General features: G+C 64.6%; 17 protein-coding genes. 8 read left to right on the top strand and 9 right to left on the bottom strand.

Going from position 1 to position 16,176, the window contains the following annotated elements; genetic code table 11:
- The 3 genes from Q8R61_RS14105 to Q8R61_RS14095 all read right to left on the bottom strand — a co-directional run.
- Positions 1 to 933, bottom strand: a 933-nt coding sequence (locus Q8R61_RS14105; RefSeq protein WP_305538373.1) for a 1-deoxy-D-xylulose-5-phosphate synthase N-terminal domain-containing protein, incomplete at its 3' end; no start/stop codon positions are given.
- Positions 933 to 1,820, bottom strand: coding sequence for a polyprenyl synthetase family protein (locus Q8R61_RS14100; RefSeq protein WP_305538371.1), 888 nt, complete (start codon positions 1,818 to 1,820; stop codon positions 933 to 935). The genes Q8R61_RS14105 and Q8R61_RS14100, both read right to left, overlap by 1 nt.
- Entirely contained in the window at positions 1,813 to 2,052 is a 240-nt protein-coding gene (locus tag Q8R61_RS14095; RefSeq protein ID WP_305538369.1) for an exodeoxyribonuclease VII small subunit, read from the bottom strand. The genes Q8R61_RS14100 and Q8R61_RS14095 overlap by 8 nt, the downstream gene beginning before the upstream one ends.
- A gap of 245 nt (positions 2,053 to 2,297) precedes the next feature.
- On the opposite strand from Q8R61_RS14095, the gene Q8R61_RS14090 reads away from it, so the two are divergent.
- Genes Q8R61_RS14090 through Q8R61_RS14075 form a run of 4 tightly spaced genes read left to right on the top strand, consistent with a single transcriptional unit; the run spans position 2,298 to position 5,165 of the window.
- Complete coding sequence (locus Q8R61_RS14090; RefSeq protein ID WP_305538368.1) at positions 2,298 to 3,446, top strand: aromatic ring-hydroxylating dioxygenase subunit alpha; 1,149 nt, start codon at positions 2,298 to 2,300, stop codon at positions 3,444 to 3,446.
- Between the two features lie 58 nt (positions 3,447 to 3,504).
- Positions 3,505 to 4,371: a DMT family transporter gene (locus Q8R61_RS14085; protein WP_305538366.1), complete on the top strand. Its 867-nt coding sequence runs from the start codon at positions 3,505 to 3,507 to the stop codon at positions 4,369 to 4,371.
- A 27-nt stretch (positions 4,372 to 4,398) separates the two neighbouring features.
- The gene (locus Q8R61_RS14080) at positions 4,399 to 4,767 is read left to right on the top strand and encodes an STAS/SEC14 domain-containing protein (protein ID WP_305538364.1); all 369 of its coding nucleotides are present in this window, start codon (positions 4,399 to 4,401) and stop codon (positions 4,765 to 4,767) included.
- Complete coding sequence (locus Q8R61_RS14075; protein ID WP_305538362.1) at positions 4,764 to 5,165, top strand: surface-adhesin E family protein; 402 nt, start codon at positions 4,764 to 4,766, stop codon at positions 5,163 to 5,165. The genes Q8R61_RS14080 and Q8R61_RS14075 overlap by 4 nt, the downstream gene beginning before the upstream one ends.
- On the opposite strand, the gene Q8R61_RS14070 is transcribed toward Q8R61_RS14075, so the two are convergent.
- The 3 genes from Q8R61_RS14070 to pip are packed head-to-tail and all read right to left on the bottom strand — an operon-like array spanning position 5,160 to position 7,746.
- Positions 5,160 to 5,924: a DUF3025 domain-containing protein gene (locus tag Q8R61_RS14070; protein ID WP_305538360.1), complete on the bottom strand. Its 765-nt coding sequence runs from the start codon at positions 5,922 to 5,924 to the stop codon at positions 5,160 to 5,162. The genes Q8R61_RS14075 and Q8R61_RS14070 overlap by 6 nt on opposite strands.
- Positions 5,921 to 6,784, bottom strand: coding sequence for a tetratricopeptide repeat protein (locus tag Q8R61_RS14065; protein WP_305538358.1), 864 nt, complete (start codon positions 6,782 to 6,784; stop codon positions 5,921 to 5,923). Before Q8R61_RS14065 ends, Q8R61_RS14070 begins: the two co-directional genes overlap by 4 nt.
- Positions 6,784 to 7,746, bottom strand: a complete 963-nt coding sequence (gene pip / locus Q8R61_RS14060; RefSeq protein ID WP_305538356.1) for a prolyl aminopeptidase — start codon at positions 7,744 to 7,746, stop codon at positions 6,784 to 6,786. The genes Q8R61_RS14065 and pip overlap by 1 nt, the downstream gene beginning before the upstream one ends.
- A 220-nt stretch (positions 7,747 to 7,966) precedes the next feature.
- Here pip and Q8R61_RS14055 point away from each other — a divergent pair, with 220 nt between their 5' ends.
- From Q8R61_RS14055 to Q8R61_RS14040, 4 genes are all read left to right on the top strand, one after another.
- Positions 7,967 to 8,356, top strand: coding sequence for a hypothetical protein (locus Q8R61_RS14055; RefSeq protein ID WP_305538354.1), 390 nt, complete (start codon positions 7,967 to 7,969; stop codon positions 8,354 to 8,356).
- A 69-nt stretch (positions 8,357 to 8,425) separates the two neighbouring features.
- A complete protein-coding gene (locus Q8R61_RS14050; RefSeq protein WP_305538352.1) occupies positions 8,426 to 9,526 on the top strand; it encodes an FIST C-terminal domain-containing protein in 1,101 nt (366 codons plus the stop codon).
- Between the two features lie 19 nt (positions 9,527 to 9,545).
- Positions 9,546 to 9,809 carry a hypothetical protein gene (locus tag Q8R61_RS14045; protein ID WP_305538350.1) on the top strand — a complete coding sequence of 88 codons (264 nt, stop codon included), beginning with the start codon at positions 9,546 to 9,548 and terminating at the stop codon, positions 9,807 to 9,809.
- Between the two features lie 14 nt (positions 9,810 to 9,823).
- On the top strand, positions 9,824 to 12,031 hold the full coding sequence (locus Q8R61_RS14040) for a bifunctional diguanylate cyclase/phosphodiesterase (protein ID WP_305538348.1): 2,208 nt from the start codon (positions 9,824 to 9,826) through the stop codon (positions 12,029 to 12,031).
- 4 nt (positions 12,032 to 12,035) lie between these two features.
- On the opposite strand, the gene Q8R61_RS14035 is transcribed toward Q8R61_RS14040, so the two are convergent.
- The 3 genes from Q8R61_RS14035 to acnA all read right to left on the bottom strand — a co-directional run bounded on the left by Q8R61_RS14035 (position 12,036) and on the right by acnA (position 16,138).
- Entirely contained in the window at positions 12,036 to 12,830 is a 795-nt protein-coding gene (locus Q8R61_RS14035) for an elongation factor-1 alpha (protein ID WP_305538346.1), read from the bottom strand.
- Positions 12,831 to 12,851: 21 nt separating this feature from the next.
- Entirely contained in the window at positions 12,852 to 13,226 is a 375-nt protein-coding gene (locus Q8R61_RS14030; RefSeq protein ID WP_305538344.1) for a c-type cytochrome domain-containing protein, read from the bottom strand.
- A 251-nt stretch (positions 13,227 to 13,477) separates the two neighbouring features.
- The gene (gene acnA, locus Q8R61_RS14025; RefSeq protein ID WP_305538342.1) at positions 13,478 to 16,138 is read right to left on the bottom strand and encodes an aconitate hydratase AcnA; all 2,661 of its coding nucleotides are present in this window, start codon (positions 16,136 to 16,138) and stop codon (positions 13,478 to 13,480) included.
- Between the last annotated feature and the right edge of the window lie 38 nt (positions 16,139 to 16,176).

The following is a 16,176-nucleotide window of genomic DNA, read 5'->3' as shown; positions in this document are numbered from 1 at the left end:
GCCGCCGGTTTTTTCGGCAATGCCGTTCTCCGGATCAAAGCGCGACACGCCGTGATACAGACAGGGGTTGGCTTCGGCCGGTTCGTAGCCTTTGCCTTTTTTGGTGACCACGTGCAGAAACTGCGGCCCGCTCAGGCGCTTGATGTTGGTCAGCGTGTCGATCAGCACGTCGAGGTCGTGGCCGTCGATCGGGCCGATGTAGTTGAAGCCGAATTCCTCGAACAGCGTGCCGGGCGTGACCATGCCCTTCATGTGTTCCTCGGCGCGTTTGGCCAGCTCGCGGATCGGCGGCGCGACCGACAGCACTTTCTCGCCGGCACGGCGCGCGGCGGCGTAGAACTTGCCCGACATCAGCCGCGCCAGATAATTGTTCAGGGCGCCGACGTTGGGCGAAATCGACATGTCGTTGTCGTTCAGCACCACCAGCAGCGGCAGGTCGGTGGCGCCGGCGTTGTTCAACGCCTCGAAGGCCATGCCGGCGGTCATCGCGCCGTCGCCGATCACCGCCACCGCGCGCTGGCTGGACCCCAGCTGATGGAAGGCCTCGGCCATGCCGAGCGCCGCCGAGATCGAGGTGCTCGAGTGGCCGGCGCCGAAGGCGTCGTACTCGCTTTCCAGGCGGCGCGGAAAGCCGGCGATGCCGCCCGCCTGGCGCAGGCCGGCCATCGATTCGCGGCGACCGGTGAGGATCTTGTGCGGATAGGTCTGGTGGCCGACATCCCACACGATGCGATCCGACGGCGTGTCGAACACGTAGTGCAGGGCAATGGTCAGTTCCACCGTGCCGAGGTTGGAGGCGAGGTGACCGCCGGTATGGGCGACCGAGCCGACCAGGAATTCGCGCAGTTCCGCCGCGAGCTTGGGCAGGTCGGACGGTGCCAAGGCGCGCAGGTCAGCCGGCGTATTGAGAATGTCGAGCAGGGGTGTGGTCATCAGAAGGTTCGCTCGACCACGAAGTCGGCCAGCTGGCGCAGCCGTGCGGCAGGGGCGCCAAGATCGGCCAGTGCGGCGTGGGCGTCGGCGCGCAGCTCCTGCGCCAGTTCGCGCGCGCGCGCCACGCCGAGCAGGCTGACGTAGGTCGGCTTGTTGTTGGCGGCATCCTTGCCGGCAGTCTTGCCGAGCGTGGCAGTGGGCGCCTCGGCGTCAAGCACGTCGTCGACCACCTGGAAAGCCAGGCCGATGCATTTGGCGTAATGGTCGAGCGCGGCGAGGGTGGCCTCGCTCGGCGTGCCACACTGTGCGCCCAGCAGCACCGAGGCGCGGATCAGCGCGCCGGTCTTGTGGATGTGCATGAATTCGAGTTCAGTCAGATCGAGTGGCTTGCCGACGCTGGCCAGATCGATCGCCTGGCCGCCGGCCATGCCGCGCGAGCCGGCCGCCTGCGCCAGAAGCAGCACCATGTTCAGCTGGGTGGCGGCGTCGCGCGCCAGGGGCTGCGCCGCGAGGATGTCGAACGCCAGGCTCTGCAGCGCGTCGCCCACCAGCAGTGCAGTGGCTTCGTCGAACTCGACGTGCACGGTCGGCTTGCCGCGCCGCAAGGCGTCGTCATCCATCGCCGGCATGTCGTCGTGCACCAGCGAGTAGGCGTGGATCAGTTCCACCGCGGCGGCGGCATGCTGGACGCGCTCGACGTCGGCGCCCGCGACCTCGCCGGCAGCGAATGCCAGCAGCGGACGCACCCGCTTGCCGCCGCCGAGCACGGCGTAACGCATCGCTTCATGCAGGCGCTGGGGCGCGATGCTGGCGGGCGGGAGCCAGTCGGATAGCACGTTTTCCATGCGTGCCTGACAGCCTTGCATCCAGGCGGCAAACTCACTCATCGGTGCTGTCGGTCCGGAAGGGCTGCAGGCTGCCGTTTTCAAGAATCTGCACCTGCTGCTCCGCTGCGGCCAGTTGCTGGCGGCAATACTGCAGCAGCTCGGCGCCGCGCTTGTAGGCCGTGAGCGAGGCTTCCAGCGGCAACTGACCGGATTCCATTTCAGCCACGATGGCTTCCAGTTCGGACAGTGCGGACTCGTAATCCTTGGGGGGGGTGGCGCGGGATTTGGCCATTCAATCGGACCCGGCGGGCAAAGACCGCTACTTTAACAAATTCAACGCTGGAGCGCCTCCCCGGCTGAAACGGCTGTGCTAGAATTTTGCCCTTACCCTGTGCTTTTGCAGGGGCTGCAACCGTAATCAATCGGTGGTCATCGGGGCGCGAGCCCCGATGCGTTTTTAATGGTGGTCGTTTCGCGATCACGCCTGCCGCTTCCGGTGCAGACCGGAAGGGGGCTTGGTTTTGAGTAGGGTGCGCCATGAGCGATCTCGCCGAATCCAGCGCCTTGTCGCTAACTTCGCCTCAGTTGCCGGTTTCCTGGTATTTCGATCCCGCCGTCTACGCGCTGGAACTCACGCACCTGTTCAAGCACGGCCCCGGCTACGCGGGCCATCAGCTGATGGTGCCCGAGGTGGGCGATTATCACGCGCTGGAAAAATTCGACGGCGGAAAAATGCTGGTCAACAGCGGCTCGGGCATCGAGCTGCTGTCCAACGTGTGCCGCCATCGCCAGGCGCTGATGCTGAGCGGGCGCGGAAAATTGCCGTCGAACAACATCGTCTGCCCGATCCACCGCTGGACCTACGACAGCCAGGGCAGGCTGATGGGCGCGCCGGAGTTTCCCGGCAACCCCTGCCTCAACCTCAATCGCAGCGGCCTGCAGAACTGGCAGGGCCTGCTGTTTGCCGGCGACCGCGACGTCAAGGCTGATCTGGCGGGCATGCAGGCGGCGCGCGAACTGGATTTTTCCGGCTTCATGCTCGACCGCGTGCAGGTGACGCAGTACGCCTGCAACTGGAAAACCTTCATCGAGGTGTATCTGGAGGACTATCACGTCGCGCCGTATCACCCCGGCCTCGGCCACTTCGTCACCTGCGACGACCTCACGTGGGAATACGGCGACTGGTGGTCGGTGCAGACGGTGGGGGTGAACCGGGGCCTCGCCAAGGCGGGGTCGCCGGTCTACCAGAAATGGCACGAGCAGGTGCTGGCGTATCAGCAGGGCAGGACGCCTGCGCACGGGTCGATCTGGCTGACCTACTACCCCGGCCTGATGGTCGAGTGGTATCCGCATGTGCTGGTGGTGTCGTCGATCGTGCCGACCGGGGTCGAGTCGTGCAGCAACATCGTCGAGTTTTATTATCCCGAGGACATCGTGCTGTTCGAGCGCGCCTTCATCGAGGCTGAGCAGGCGGCGTATCACGAGACTGCGCTGGAAGACGAGGACATCTGCGAACGCATGCACAAAGGGCGGCGTGCGTTGTACCGGCAGGGCTTTTCGGAAACCGGCCCGTACCAGTCGCCACTGGAGGATGGCATGATGCATTTCCACGCCTTCCTGCGGCGCGAAATTGCGCCGCATCTCGATGAAGCCCGGCGGCGCGAAATCGAGCCGCATCTGAAATGAGCTTGCTTCATATTCAAAACGGGCGGCGCATACCGCCCTTTTTTTTCGTCCGCCTGCGATGAAGTCGAGCTGGATGCTGGTGGCAGCTGCGCTGTTCGCGCTGATGAGCGTGCTGGTTAAACACGCGTCCGCCACCTTTTCGCCGGCCGAGCTGGTGTTCTACCGCTCCGTGTTCGGTCTCGTCGCGATCTGGGGCGTGATCGCGCTCGGCCAGCGCCGTCTGCTGGCGCCGCTCACGACGCCGCACTTCAAGGCCCATGTGTGGCGCGGCCTGTCGGGCTTCGCCGCGCTGGTACTGTTTTTCTATGCGCTGTCGCGTCTGCCGCTCGCCACCGCGGTCACCCTCAACTACACTGCGCCGCTGTTTCTGGCCGCGCTGTCCGCCTGGTGGCTGCGCGAGCGCCACGGGCGGGGCCTGGTCGGTGCGGTGCTGCTGGGCTTTGTCGGCATCGTGCTGCTGCTCCGGCCGCAGGTGCAGGACCAGGCCTGGTTGCCGGCGCTGGCCGGGCTGGTGTCGGGCATGCTGGCGGCGGTGGCCTACGTCAACGTCAAGCAGCTGGGCAAACTGGGCGAGCCCGAATGGCGCGTGGTGTTTTATTTCACCCTGATCTCAACCGTAGGTGGCGGCGCCTGGATGGCGGTGGCCGGTTTCCATCTGCCGCGGGCTACAGACTGGCCGTGGCTGATCGGCATCGGCGTCACCGCGACGCTGGCCCAGCTTGCATTGACGCGCGCCTATCATCGCGGCCGCACGCTCACAGTGGGCTCGCTGGCCTACACCACGGTGGGATTTTCTGCGCTCTATGGCGTGCTGCTGTTTGGCGAGCGCTTGCCGCTTCTGGCCTGGATCGGCATGGCCGTGGTGGCGGCGGCCGGCATCTGGGCAGTGCGCGCATCGACGTCGCTGCGCCCCGATTCGCTATAGTGTGAACACATTCTCAAGGAGTGCACCATGATCAGCCTGAACGTCAACGACAACCAGATCGCCGTCACCGTGATGGGCCAGTTCACGCTGGACGATTACCGCGAATTCGAGCAGGCGGTGTGCTACGGCATCCAGTTCCAGGGCACCGTCAACCTGCTGTTCGATCTGCGCGACATGCTGTCCTACAGCGTCGACGTGGCGTGGGAGGAACTGAAATTCTCGCGCGAGCACAAGAACGATTTCGGTCGCATCGCGATTCTCACCGGCGACCAGTGGGTGGCGTGGAGCATGTGGGTGAACCGCCTGTTCATGTCGGCGGACATCCGCCTGTTCGATGACCTCGAGCTGGCGCAGGGCTGGGTGGCCGGAGGCGAATTGCCGGCTACGGCGAGTTGATCCATGGCCTGCCCATTCTGCTGACAGGCCTGCTGGCAGGTCTGCTGGTGTCGCCGGCGTGGTCAGAAAATACGTGGCGCGTGGTGAGCGACAGACCCAATGAAGTGGTGTCGATCGATCTGGCCAGTCTGCAGCGCAATGCGGGCCGCGTCGATTTTCGCGAGCAACGCCGGAAGCGCGATGAGCAGCTTCATCCCGGCAGCCAGCGTCCGGTGCGCGCGATCCTGTCCCGACGGGCGTTCGATTGCGAGCGTAGGCGCATGGCCACGCTGTCGCGCGCGGTGTTTACCGACGACGATGCATTGATCGAACATCAGGCCGTGCGTCCGCAGCAGGCGGCATGGCAAGCCCTGCCGCGGGACGAACCGGCGTTCAGACTGGTGTGCGGACGCTCATAAGACGGGGCGCGGCGGACGGAAAATTTCCCGATTGGCGTAATACGCGGCGTGCGCGTTGGCCGGATCCCAGCCCGGCACGCCCTGCACCGGCAGCGGCGGCAACTGGCGTGGCGCATCGATCGCGGCCAGTGCGCGGAGGGCGTCCCGCTCGGCCAGGTCGGGGTCGAGCGTATCGGAGACCCATGTCAGACACTTGCCCGTCATCGACGGATAGGGCGCCAGCGCCTTTTCCAGCAGCGCATGGCCGACCACCACGCAATGCATCGCCGTCTCGACATCATGCCGTCGATCCCGGAACAATGCCTGCCATTCGTGCTCGACCAGCAAGGCGATCAGCGCCGGCTCGCGGCTGATCACCCACACGCCCGATTCGTCCAGCACCGTCAGCGCATCGCGCCGGCGGCCACGCCGGGTGTCGGTTTCCAGCCGCAGCGCCTCGCCGTGGGCTGCATTCAATGCCGCCTTGAAGCGCGGAAAACGCAGCCATACCAATGCGTTCAGCACGTCATGCCAGGTGTCGGCGCGCGTCGGCACCTGGCCGGTGTGCAGGATGTGCGTTTCGTAATCGCGCGCCGAGAGCCGGCCATCGGGGACGAAAAAGCGCAGCGGCAAGCCGCGCGCCTGCGTCGTGCCGCGCGCGTCCGCTTGCGTGTTGAGGGCGTCGAGCGTGTCCGGGCCGGGTACAGGCAGGCTGCGCGCCAGACCCAGCGCCTCGATCAACGCGCGGTAGGGCGCAAAGGCGGGGTGGTCGAAATTCAATGCAGCGATTCGGACAGGGCCTGGCGGTATTGCCGCGTCAGCGGATGCGCACTGCCGAGCAGGTCGAACAGCGCCAGCAGGCTGATGCGGCCGATGTCGTCGCGAAAACCGCGGTCGCTGCGAGCGATAGTGAGTAGTGCGTCCATCGCGCCGGCAAAATCGTCCGCGGCCAGCAGCACGGCAGCGCGCTGGTAGCAGGCGTCAAGGTCGTCCGGCTGGGCCACAATGCGGGCATCCAGCTCATCCAGCGGAGGCGCCAAGCGTGCGGTTTCCGCCAGCTTGAGGTGCGCATGCAGCGGCGCGATTAGGGCGTCGGCACGCGCCTCGGGCGGCAGGCTGTCGAGCAGTTTCAGCGCCTGCTCGCCTTCGCCTTCGGCCCACAGCAGCTTGGCGAGATCGCGCGGGATCGCCAGATTGTCGGGTTCAGCCATCGCCGCGTTGGCGAGCAGCATCCGCGCCTGTTCGACCTTGCCCGACTGCCAGGCCGCCACGCCCAGCGCGTGCGCGCGGTTGGCGTCGCCGGCGATGAAGCGGTCGAGCACTTCGCGGAAGCTGCTGTCGGGGTCGGCGCCGTGGATGGTGTGGGCGATTTCGCCGCGCCAGAAGAATTTCACCGTCGGCACCGAGTTCACGCTGAAGCGGCGCGCCAGTTCGGGCAGTTCGTCGGCGTTCAGCATCACCAGCAGGAACTTGCCGCCGTATTCGGCGGCGAGCTTGACCAGGCGCGGCATCAGGATGAAGCAGGGGCCGGCCTTGGGGGTCCAGAAATGCACCAGCACCGGGCCCTTGTGCGAGTTTTCCAGCACCAGCCGGTTGAAGTTCTCCGCAGTCGCGTCGAAGACATAGGGCGACAAACTCATCAGTCGAATGCTCCGGTTTGCGCGAACTGGTCGCAGGCGGCGACCAGTTCGCGCGCGATGCCCGGCTCGAATGCCGAATGGCCGGCGTCGGGCACGATCACGTAGCGTGCCTCAGGCCAAGCGCGCGCCAGCTCGTCGGCTGACACGATGGGGCATACGGCGTCGTAGCGGCCCTGCACGATCACGGCCGGAATGGAACGGATGCGATCGACGTGGGCGAGCAGGCTGTTGTCAGGGAGGAAGATGTTGTTCACGAAGTAATGCGCCTCGATCCGCGACAGCGACAGCGCGGTCTTGTCGCTGCCGAAGGCGGCGATCAATTCGGGGTTGGGCAGCAGGGTCGAACACGATGCCTCGAAGGTGGCCCACCGATGGGCCGCGGGCTGGTGGATCGCCGGGTCGGCGTCGAGCAGGCGGCGGTGATAGGCGGCGAGCAGATCGCCGCGCTCGCTTTCCGGGATGAATTCCGCCAGTTGCCGCTGCGCCTCGGGGAAGAAGGCGCGGATGCCGTCGAGGAACCAGTCGATCTCGCTTTTGCGGCACAGGAAGATGCCGCGCAGCACCAGACCCGAACAGCGTTCCGAATGCGATTCCGCATAGGCAAGGGCGAGGGTCGAGCCCCATGAACCGCCGAATACCAGCCAGCGTTCGATGCCGAGTTCGCGCCGCAGCGCTTCCATGTCGGCGATCAGGTGCGGCGTGGTGTTGTCGGCGAGTTCGCCGTGCGGGGTCGAGCGGCCGCAGCCGCGCTGGTCGAACAGCACAATCCGGTAGCGCGCCGGATCGAAGAAGCGCCGCTGGGTGGGCGAGGTGCCGGAGCCGGGGCCGCCGTGCACGAACAGCACCGGGATGCCGTCGGGGGTACCGGAGGTCTCCCAGTAGATGCGATGGATATCCCCGGTGTCCAGCATGCCGCTGGCGTAGGGCGTGATTGGAGGATAGAGCGGCGTGGCGTCTGACATGGAAGGCCTATCGGATTCAATCCCGAATCATATCGCCTGACGCCACGGTCGCGAATCAAGGTGCCGCGTAGGCTGGCGCCACCGACGAGTATCGACAGGCGGGGGCGGGGACCGTATGCTTCCGGTGCGCCTAGACTGCGTCGCGGTGCATTGAGCTGCCCGCCGGACAGGTTCGCGGGAGGATTAGCTGTTCAACCATACAGATAAGAGGAGCCGTTCCATGAGTCATACCATTAAAGTCGCGCTGCTGGGCCTGGGCGAAGTCGGGGAAAAATTTGCGGAGCATTTCCTGGAGAAGATCCAGGAAGATCACGTCAACGTGGAGATCGTTGCCGTGGCGCACCGCGATCTGGAGTCGCCGGTGGCGCTGGGATTCATTCACAGCAAGGTGCCGGTTTTCAAGGACGCGATGGAAGTGGTGAGCCTGGGGTCCAAGGTCGACATCATTTTCGATCTGACTGGCAATCCCGATCTGCGCAAAAAGCTGCGCACCGCCTTGCTGGAAAGCCATAACCAGCACACTGTGATCGCCCCCGAAGTGGTGGCGCACCTGCTATGGAGCTTCTTTGGTGAAGGCGATTTACCGCATAGCGGCAGCACCGGTTATTGATGCCGGCCTCACCGGTCGTGCGCGACCTTGCCGGACGCGCGCGCCGAATTCTCGCCTGACGCAACGCGCATGAGCCCCCCGTTCAAGTTTGCGCACGCCGGGCATGCCGACTGGACGCAGGGCGCCCAGGCCTGCATGCAGCAGCTTGGGGCGATTCCGTCGACGGCTTCACTGGGTTTTCTTTATGTGTCGGACGCCTTGATCGGCGAACTCGACGCGATCCTGGCATTTTTCAAGAGCGCGACCGGCGTGCCGAACTGGGTTGGCAGCGTGGGGGTGGGCGTCTGCGCGACCGGTGTGGAATACCTGGACGTGCCGGCCATGGCGGTGATGCTGGCCGAATTCGATCCCGCCGATTTCAGCATGCTGCCGGTGCTGCGCACGCCGCAGGATATCGAGGCGTTGCCGTCGGACGCCTACTTCGCCGTGGTGCATGGCGATCCCGCAAACAATCGCATGCAGGACCTGATCGAAGGCTTGAGCGCTCATGTGACGAGCGGCTTCGTCGTCGGCGGGCTGTCGAGTTCCCACGGCGAGACAGCCCAGATCAGCGGCGGCGTGGTGAATGGCGGCCTGTCCGGCGTGCTGCTCAGCGAACGCGTGAAACTGGCAACGCGACTGACGCAGGGCGTCTCGCCGCTGGGGCCGCGCCACCATATCACCACCGCCAACAAGAACATCATCGGCAGCCTCGATCATCGCCCGGCGCTGGACGTGATGAAGGAGGAAATCGGCGAGGTGCTGGCGCGCGACCTGCGGCGCGCGGCGGGCTATATTTTCGTCGGCCTGCCGGTGCGCGGGTCGGATACCGGCGACTATCTGGTGCGCAACATTCTCGGCGTCGATCCGCAGAACAATCTGGTGGCGATCGGCGAGCATGTCGAACCGGGCGACGAGTTGCTGTTCTGCCGGCGCGACCAGCAAACCGCCGAAGACGATCTGCTACGAATGCTGGCCGCGATCAAGGCGCAATTGAACGCGCCGATCCGTGGCGGCGTGTATTATTCCTGCCTGGGACGCGGTCAGCATATGTTCGGTGTACCGAACCGGGAATTGGGCCTGATCCGCGACGCCCTGGGCGATTTTCCGCTGGTGGGATTTTTCGCCAATGGCGAGATTTCCTACAACCGTTTATATGGCTACACCGGGGTGCTGACCCTGTTTGGCTGACCAGAGTGAGGATAGACACATGACGCTGCACGCCATGAAGGAAGATGAAGTTCGCTTGCTGCGCGATGAAATCGAACTGCTGATGAACGAACGCCGCCAGTTGCTGCAGGTGACGGGCGCAGCAGCTGTGTTCGTCGCCAACCTCGATACCGACAGCCTGCCCGATGAGGTCGACACCATCGACGCCGCGGAAATGCTGGCCGAACAGCTCAACGGCCTGTCGGAAGAAACCCTCAAGGACGCGCTGGAATCGGTGCGTGCCCAGGTCGATCCCGCGCAATAAGCCGGTTTCCACACTTGACCCGTCTGTCGCTGCCTGAATTCGCCGACGTCAGACGTTTTGCGCTGATTGTTGTGCTGGTCGCGCTGGGCTATGCGCTGGCCGGCTGGCTGAGTCTCAAATTCGCGGCCTACGTGGCCGACGTGGTGGCTGCCGTCTGGCTGGCGGCGGGTATTGGCGCCATGGCGACCATGCGCTTCGGTGTGGCGGGGGTGGTGGGCGTGCTGCTCGGCGCATTTGCCATCCACAGCGCGGCGCTGCCCGCTGAAGACGCGTTCCGTCTGGCGCTCGGGGCGACGGCCGGCGCCTGGATCATGGGCTACCTGCCGCGCTACCTGCAGCCTTTTAGCCCCAATCTTGATTTTGTTCCGAGCGTGGCCAAGTTTGCGCTGGTGGCGGCGCCGCTGGGCTGTGCGGTGACGGCGCTCAGCGGAGTTTTTACCCTGCATTTTTTTGGCGACCTTCCTACAGGCATGCTGCTGCGCGGGCTGTGGGTGTGGTGGCTGGGCGATCTGCTGGGCGTGTATCTGGTCGCCCCGCTACTGCTGACGGCCTCGCGCTGGGACCTGTTCCCGACCAATACGGGTGCGCGACTCGAAGGCCTGGTGCTGGTGCTCAGCATGTTGGCGCTGACGCTGGCGATGATGCAATACATCCAGCCCTTGCGGCCTTCCGAAATCATTCTGTTCGTGATGATGCCGGCCGTGCTGTGGGCGGCCCTGCGATTTTCGGTGGTCGGGGCGAGCCTGGCCATTTTCCTGGCGGCAGGCATCGCGATGGGTGTGGCCGTGGTGGCCTACGGCGGCATCACCGGCGCCACCACGCCGGGCGATGTGTTCGCGCTGCAGATCAGCATGCTGACCATGGCGCTGGGCGGCCTGTTCGTGGCGGCTGCGCTGGCCGAGCGCCGCTATTCCGAAATGCGCCTAGACATGCTGGCCAACCACGATCCGCTGACCGGCCTGCCCAATCGTTCCTATTTCCATGATTTTCTCGGCCATGCGCTGGCGCATGCGCAGCGTGACCGCTCCCAGGTTTCGCTGCTGTTCATCGACCTCGATCGCTTCAAACACATCAACGATTCGCAGGGTCACGAAGTCGGCGATCAGGTGCTGCGCATCGTTGCCAACCGGCTGGACGAACAGTTGCGGGCCGACGATTTCGTCGCCCGTCTGGGCGGCGACGAATTCGGCGTCATCCTGACCCATCCGCCGGCCTCGCGCGCCGCCAGCCGGGTCGCACGCAAACTGACGCAGGCACTGGCGGCATCGTTCAAGCTGGGGCCGCGCCGCTACGCCATCGGCGCCAGCATCGGCATCAGCGTCTATCCGGACGACGCGCTGGATGCCAACACCCTGCTGCGTCAGGCCGACCTCGCCATGTACCAGGCCAAGCACCGCCGCAGCGGCTTCGAATATTTCAGCGACGAACTGAATACCGTGGCACAGCAGCAGCTGTCGCTGGAAAGCGGGCTGCGGCAGGCGCTGGAGCGTGATGAACTGGCGCTGGTCTATCAGCCCAAGGTGGATCTGGCCGATGGCCGGGTGGTCGGGATGGAAGCGCTGATCCGCTGGCTGCCGCGCTCGGGCAGCATGATCGGCCCCGAGCAGTTCATTCCGGTGGCCGAGGAAACCGGCCTCATCGTGCCGGTCGGACGCTGGGTGGTGCGCGCAGCCTGTACGCAATGGGTCAACTGGCGCGACGCCGGACTCAACCCGCCGCCGGTGGCGGTCAACCTGTCGACGCGGCAGCTGTCCGATGCACGCCTGATCGACGACATCGATGCCATCCTGGCGGAAACCGGCATGGACCCGACCTATCTGCAGCTGGAAGTGACCGAGAGCGCCGCGATGGACAACCCGGCGCGCACCTTCGGCATTCTCGATGCGCTGCGCCAGCGCGGGCTGCATATCTATATCGACGACTTCGGCACGGGGTATTCCAACCTGGGACAGCTCAAGCGGATGCCGATCGACGCGCTGAAAATCGACAAGAGTTTTGTCAACGACGTGCTGGTGGTTAGTGACGATGCGGAAATCGTCAACGCCATCATCCGGCTGGCGCACGCGCTGAATCTGCGGGTGGTAGCGGAAGGCGTCGAGCACGAAGAGCAGGTCAGCTTCCTGCGCCAGAACGGCTGCGACGAGATTCAGGGCTACGTCGTCAGCAAACCGCTGCCGCCGGTCAAGGCCGGCGAACTGTTCGCGACGCGCTACACTTTCTGACGCGTCAGTTGTCGCGCCGCTTCGGCGTTCCGCCCAGAATCGGCAGCACGCCCTCGCATTCGGTGATTTCGTCGGGCAGGGTGTAGAACCACATCTGCCACATCGAGATCACCCATTGCGCGGTGAATGAAATCCCCATCACCACGCCGCTGGCGATGATGAACCAGGCAAAGCCCGGAACCCACTTGGTGAGATACCAGGAAAAGATGTCGGTGAGAATCGTCAGGAAAGGCAGCACGATGATCACGCATTTGAGCCACAGCGGGCGCATGTAGGCGTGGGTGAAGATGCTGCTGACGATGAAGAAGATGAAGGTGATGCCGAACAGGTGGATGTGCGATACGCGCACCAGCGTCGGGATGGTGGCGCCGGTATCCCGTGCCACCAGTTTCGACACCTCATCGAAGCTGGTCAGCAGGGGGACATGCGGGTTGCTGCCGTCGTGGCAGGCAATACAGCGCTCCTGCACGATGGGCTTGACCTGGCTTTCATAGGCTTCGGCGCTGGCGCCGGTGTCCACCCATTTGAAAATGACCGCCCGTTCCGCCTCCGGCAGCATGCCCGCCATCGGACCCTTGAGCGCGGTGACCAGTCGTGTGTCGGTCTCGCTGCCGTGATAGGCGGTGCGAATGTCCTGGGCGGAGATGTTGTTCGGATTGCCGTCCAGTCCTGCGTGGCTGTAGAACACCTGCAGCATGGCGAACAGATAGCCCGTGCCCAGCACCAGCAGAGTCATGGTGTAGACCATGCGCGTGGACATGGGGAGGGCGCTGAAATGCAGGAACTGGCGGTTGGTCATGGTCGGCTCCGGGTAGGGCGTTTAGTTTTTGGCGCCCTGGTCGATCCAGGCGGCGATGGTGGCTACGTCGGCCTCCGGCAATGAAGCCTGGCCGTGCGGCATGCGGATCGACGGGTCGGCCTGGCCCGACACCAGGCGGTAGAGCGTGCTGCTCACGCTGGAGCCGGGAACGATCACCGGGCCAAAGCGCGTGCCCTTGAGCAGGGCTTCATGGCTGTCCATGCGCAGACCGGATTTCTCATAGCCCGCGCCGCCGGGCACATGGCACGCCACGCAGTTGGCTTCGATAATCGGCTTGATGTCGGCCTGATAGGTCAGCGGCTTGTCGCTGCAGCCGGTCAGTTGCGTGAGTGTGGCCAGTGCGGCCAGTGTCATCCATGCAGTACGTGTCGTCATTCGTAGACTCCCAGTTTCGTATTTAATGAAATGCTAATGCATGCTTGAAGGTAATTCAAGACCTAAAGGTATTATTATTTTGTTTATCGGGCCGGCGCGCCGAGCGATACCTGGACGCCGGTCCGGAGTTGATTTTATAGACTGCCAGCGTCCTTGTGTCAGCTTGCATCCACAGTTGGGCCGCGCAAAAAAATGGGGCGAACCGAGTTCGACCCATTGCATCTCGCCCCATTGCAGGGGGAGGGTAGACGTCAGCCCAGCAGCTGGCCCAGCACGAAGGGCAGGATGCCGCCCTTGTTGTAATACTCGACCTCGATCGGCGTGTCGATGCGCAGTTTCAGCGCGACGCGTTCCACCTTGCCGTCGGCGCGATGGATCACCAGCGTCACGTCCTGTTGCGGCGTGATCCCCGACTCGATGCCTTCGAGATCGAAGGTCTCGCTGCCGTCGAGCTTCAGCGTGGCCGCGTCGACGCCATCCTTGAACTGGCAGGGCAGCACGCCCATGCCGGCGAGGTTGGCACGGTGGATGCGCTCGAAGCTCTTGGCGACGACGGCCTTGACGCCGAGCAGCGTGGTGCCCTTGGCTGCCCAGTCGCGCGACGAGCCGGTGCCGTATTCCTCGCCGGCGAAAATCATCAGCGGCGTGCCGTCACGCTGGTACTCCATGGCGGCGTCGTAGATCGGCTTTTCCTCACCGTCCTTCAGCGTGATGCCACCCTCGCTGCCGGGGATCATCAGGTTCTTGATGCGCACGTTGGCGAAGGTGCCGCGCATCATCACTTCGTGGTTGCCACGGCGTGCGCCGTAGCTGTTGAAGTCGGCTTTCTGCACGTCGTGCTCGGTGAGGTAGAGGCCGGCCGGCGAAGTCGGCTTGATGCCGCCGGCCGGGCTGATGTGGTCAGTGGTGACCGAATCGCCGAAGATCGCCAGCGCCTGCGCACCCCGGATCGCCGGCGTGGCCACGGTGCCGCCCGCAAAAAACGGCGGCTCCTGGATATAGGTCGATTGGTCATCCCATTCGTACACCGCGCCGGTGGGCGCACTGACGCCATCCCACAGCGGGTTGTCGGCGCCGACGTCGTCGTAGCTCTTGTAGACGCCGGCATCGGTGGAGTGGTGCAGCAGCGCGGCGACCTCCCCGTTGCTCGGCCAGATGTCCTTCAAGTACACCGGACCGTTCTTGCCAGCACCGATCGGTTCCTTCTCGACGTTGAAGGGCACGCGCCCGGCCAGTGCGAACGCCACCACCAGTGGCGGCGACATCAGGAAGTTGGCCTTGACGTTCTGGTGCACGCGCGCCTCGAAGTTGCGGTTGCCCGACAGCACCGAGCAGGCGACCAGGTCGTTGTCGAGGATGGTTTTCTCGATCGCTTCCGGCAACGGGCCGGAGTTGCCGATGCAGGTGGTGCAACCGTAGCCGACCACGCCGAATCCGATCTGTTCGAGGTAGGGAAGCAGCCCCGCTTGCTTCAGGTATTCGGTCACCGCGCGCGAGCCGGGCCCCATGCTGGTCTTCACGTGCGACGGTGTATAGAGGCCGAGCTCGACCGCCTTCTTTGCCAGCAGGCCAGCGGCAATCATCACACCGGGGTTGGAGGTGTTGGTGCACGAGGTGATCGCCGCGATGACGACGCTGCCGTGGCGCAACTCGTCGCCGCCATCGACCGCGTAGGTGCGCCGCAACTCTTCTTCGGTCTTGTCGTAGCCGCCTTCGGCCTTGGGTTTCTGCATCAGTGCATCGAAGGTCGTATCGATCGCAGACAACGCGATGCGGTCCTGCGGCCGTTTGGGGCCGGCGACAGAAGGCTCGACGGTCGAGAGGTCGAGGCTGAGTGTCTCCGAGTAGTCGATCTCGCCCGCCTTGGGAATGCCGAACAGACCCTGCGCCTTGTAGTAAGCGCGGATCAGGTCGACTTGCATCGCCGGCCGGCCCGTTGCGGAAAAATACTGGCAGGTCGCTTCGTCGACCGGGAAGAAGCCCATCGTCGCGCCGTATTCGGGCGCCATGTTGGCGATCGTCGCGCGGTCGGTCACCGGCAGCGCGGCAGCGCCCTCGCCAAAGAACTCGACGAACTTGCCGACCACTTTCGCGCGGCGCAGCATCTCGGTGATGGTCAGCACCACGTCGGTGGCGGTGACGCCGGGCTTGACGCTGCCGGTCAGGTTGACACCGACGACGTCGGGCGTGAGGAAATACACCGGCTGGCCCAGCATCGCGGCTTCCGCCTCGATGCCGCCGACGCCCCAGGCGACCACGCCGAGCCCGTTGATCATGGTGGTGTGCGAGTCCGTCCCGACCAGTGTGTCCGGATAGGCCATGCCGTCCTTTTCCATCACGCCGCGCGCCAGGTATTCCATGTTGACCTGGTGCACGATGCCGACGCCGGGCGGCACCACCTTGAAGGTCTCGAACGCCTGCATGCCCCACTTGAGAAATTGATAGCGCTCCTGATTGCGTTCGAACTCGATTTTCATGTTGAGGTCGAGCGCGTCCGGCGTGCTGCCGGACTTGTCGACCTGGATCGAGTGGTCGACCACCATGTCGACCGGCACCAGCGGCTCGATCTTCTGCGGATCCTTGCCGGCACGCGCGGCGGCGGAGCGCATCGCGGCGAGGTCGGCCAGCAGCGGCACGCCGGTAAAGTCCTGCAGGATCACGCGCGCCACGGTGAAGGGGATTTCCTCGGTGCGCGCGGCCTTCGGCTGCCAGCCGGCCAGCTGTTTGACGTGCTCGGGCGTCACCTTCACGCCGTCGCAGTTGCGCAGCACCGATTCCAGCACGATGCGGATCGACACCGGCAGACGCGTTACCGACACGCCCAGCGCGGTTTCGAGTTTTTTCAGCGAGGCGAAGTGCGCTTTGCCCGCAGCGGTGGTCAGGGAGTCATAGGTGTTGAAAGCGTCGGTCATGATGGTGTGGCCTGAAAAGCGTGAAACAAGGGAAGGTC

Source organism: Thiobacillus sp. (assembly GCF_030696885.1).
Taxonomy (GTDB): Bacteria; Pseudomonadota; Gammaproteobacteria; order Burkholderiales; family Thiobacillaceae; genus Thiobacillus.
Note: the sequence above shows the minus strand (reverse complement) of the source record. Positions and strands in the feature narration are given on the sequence as shown.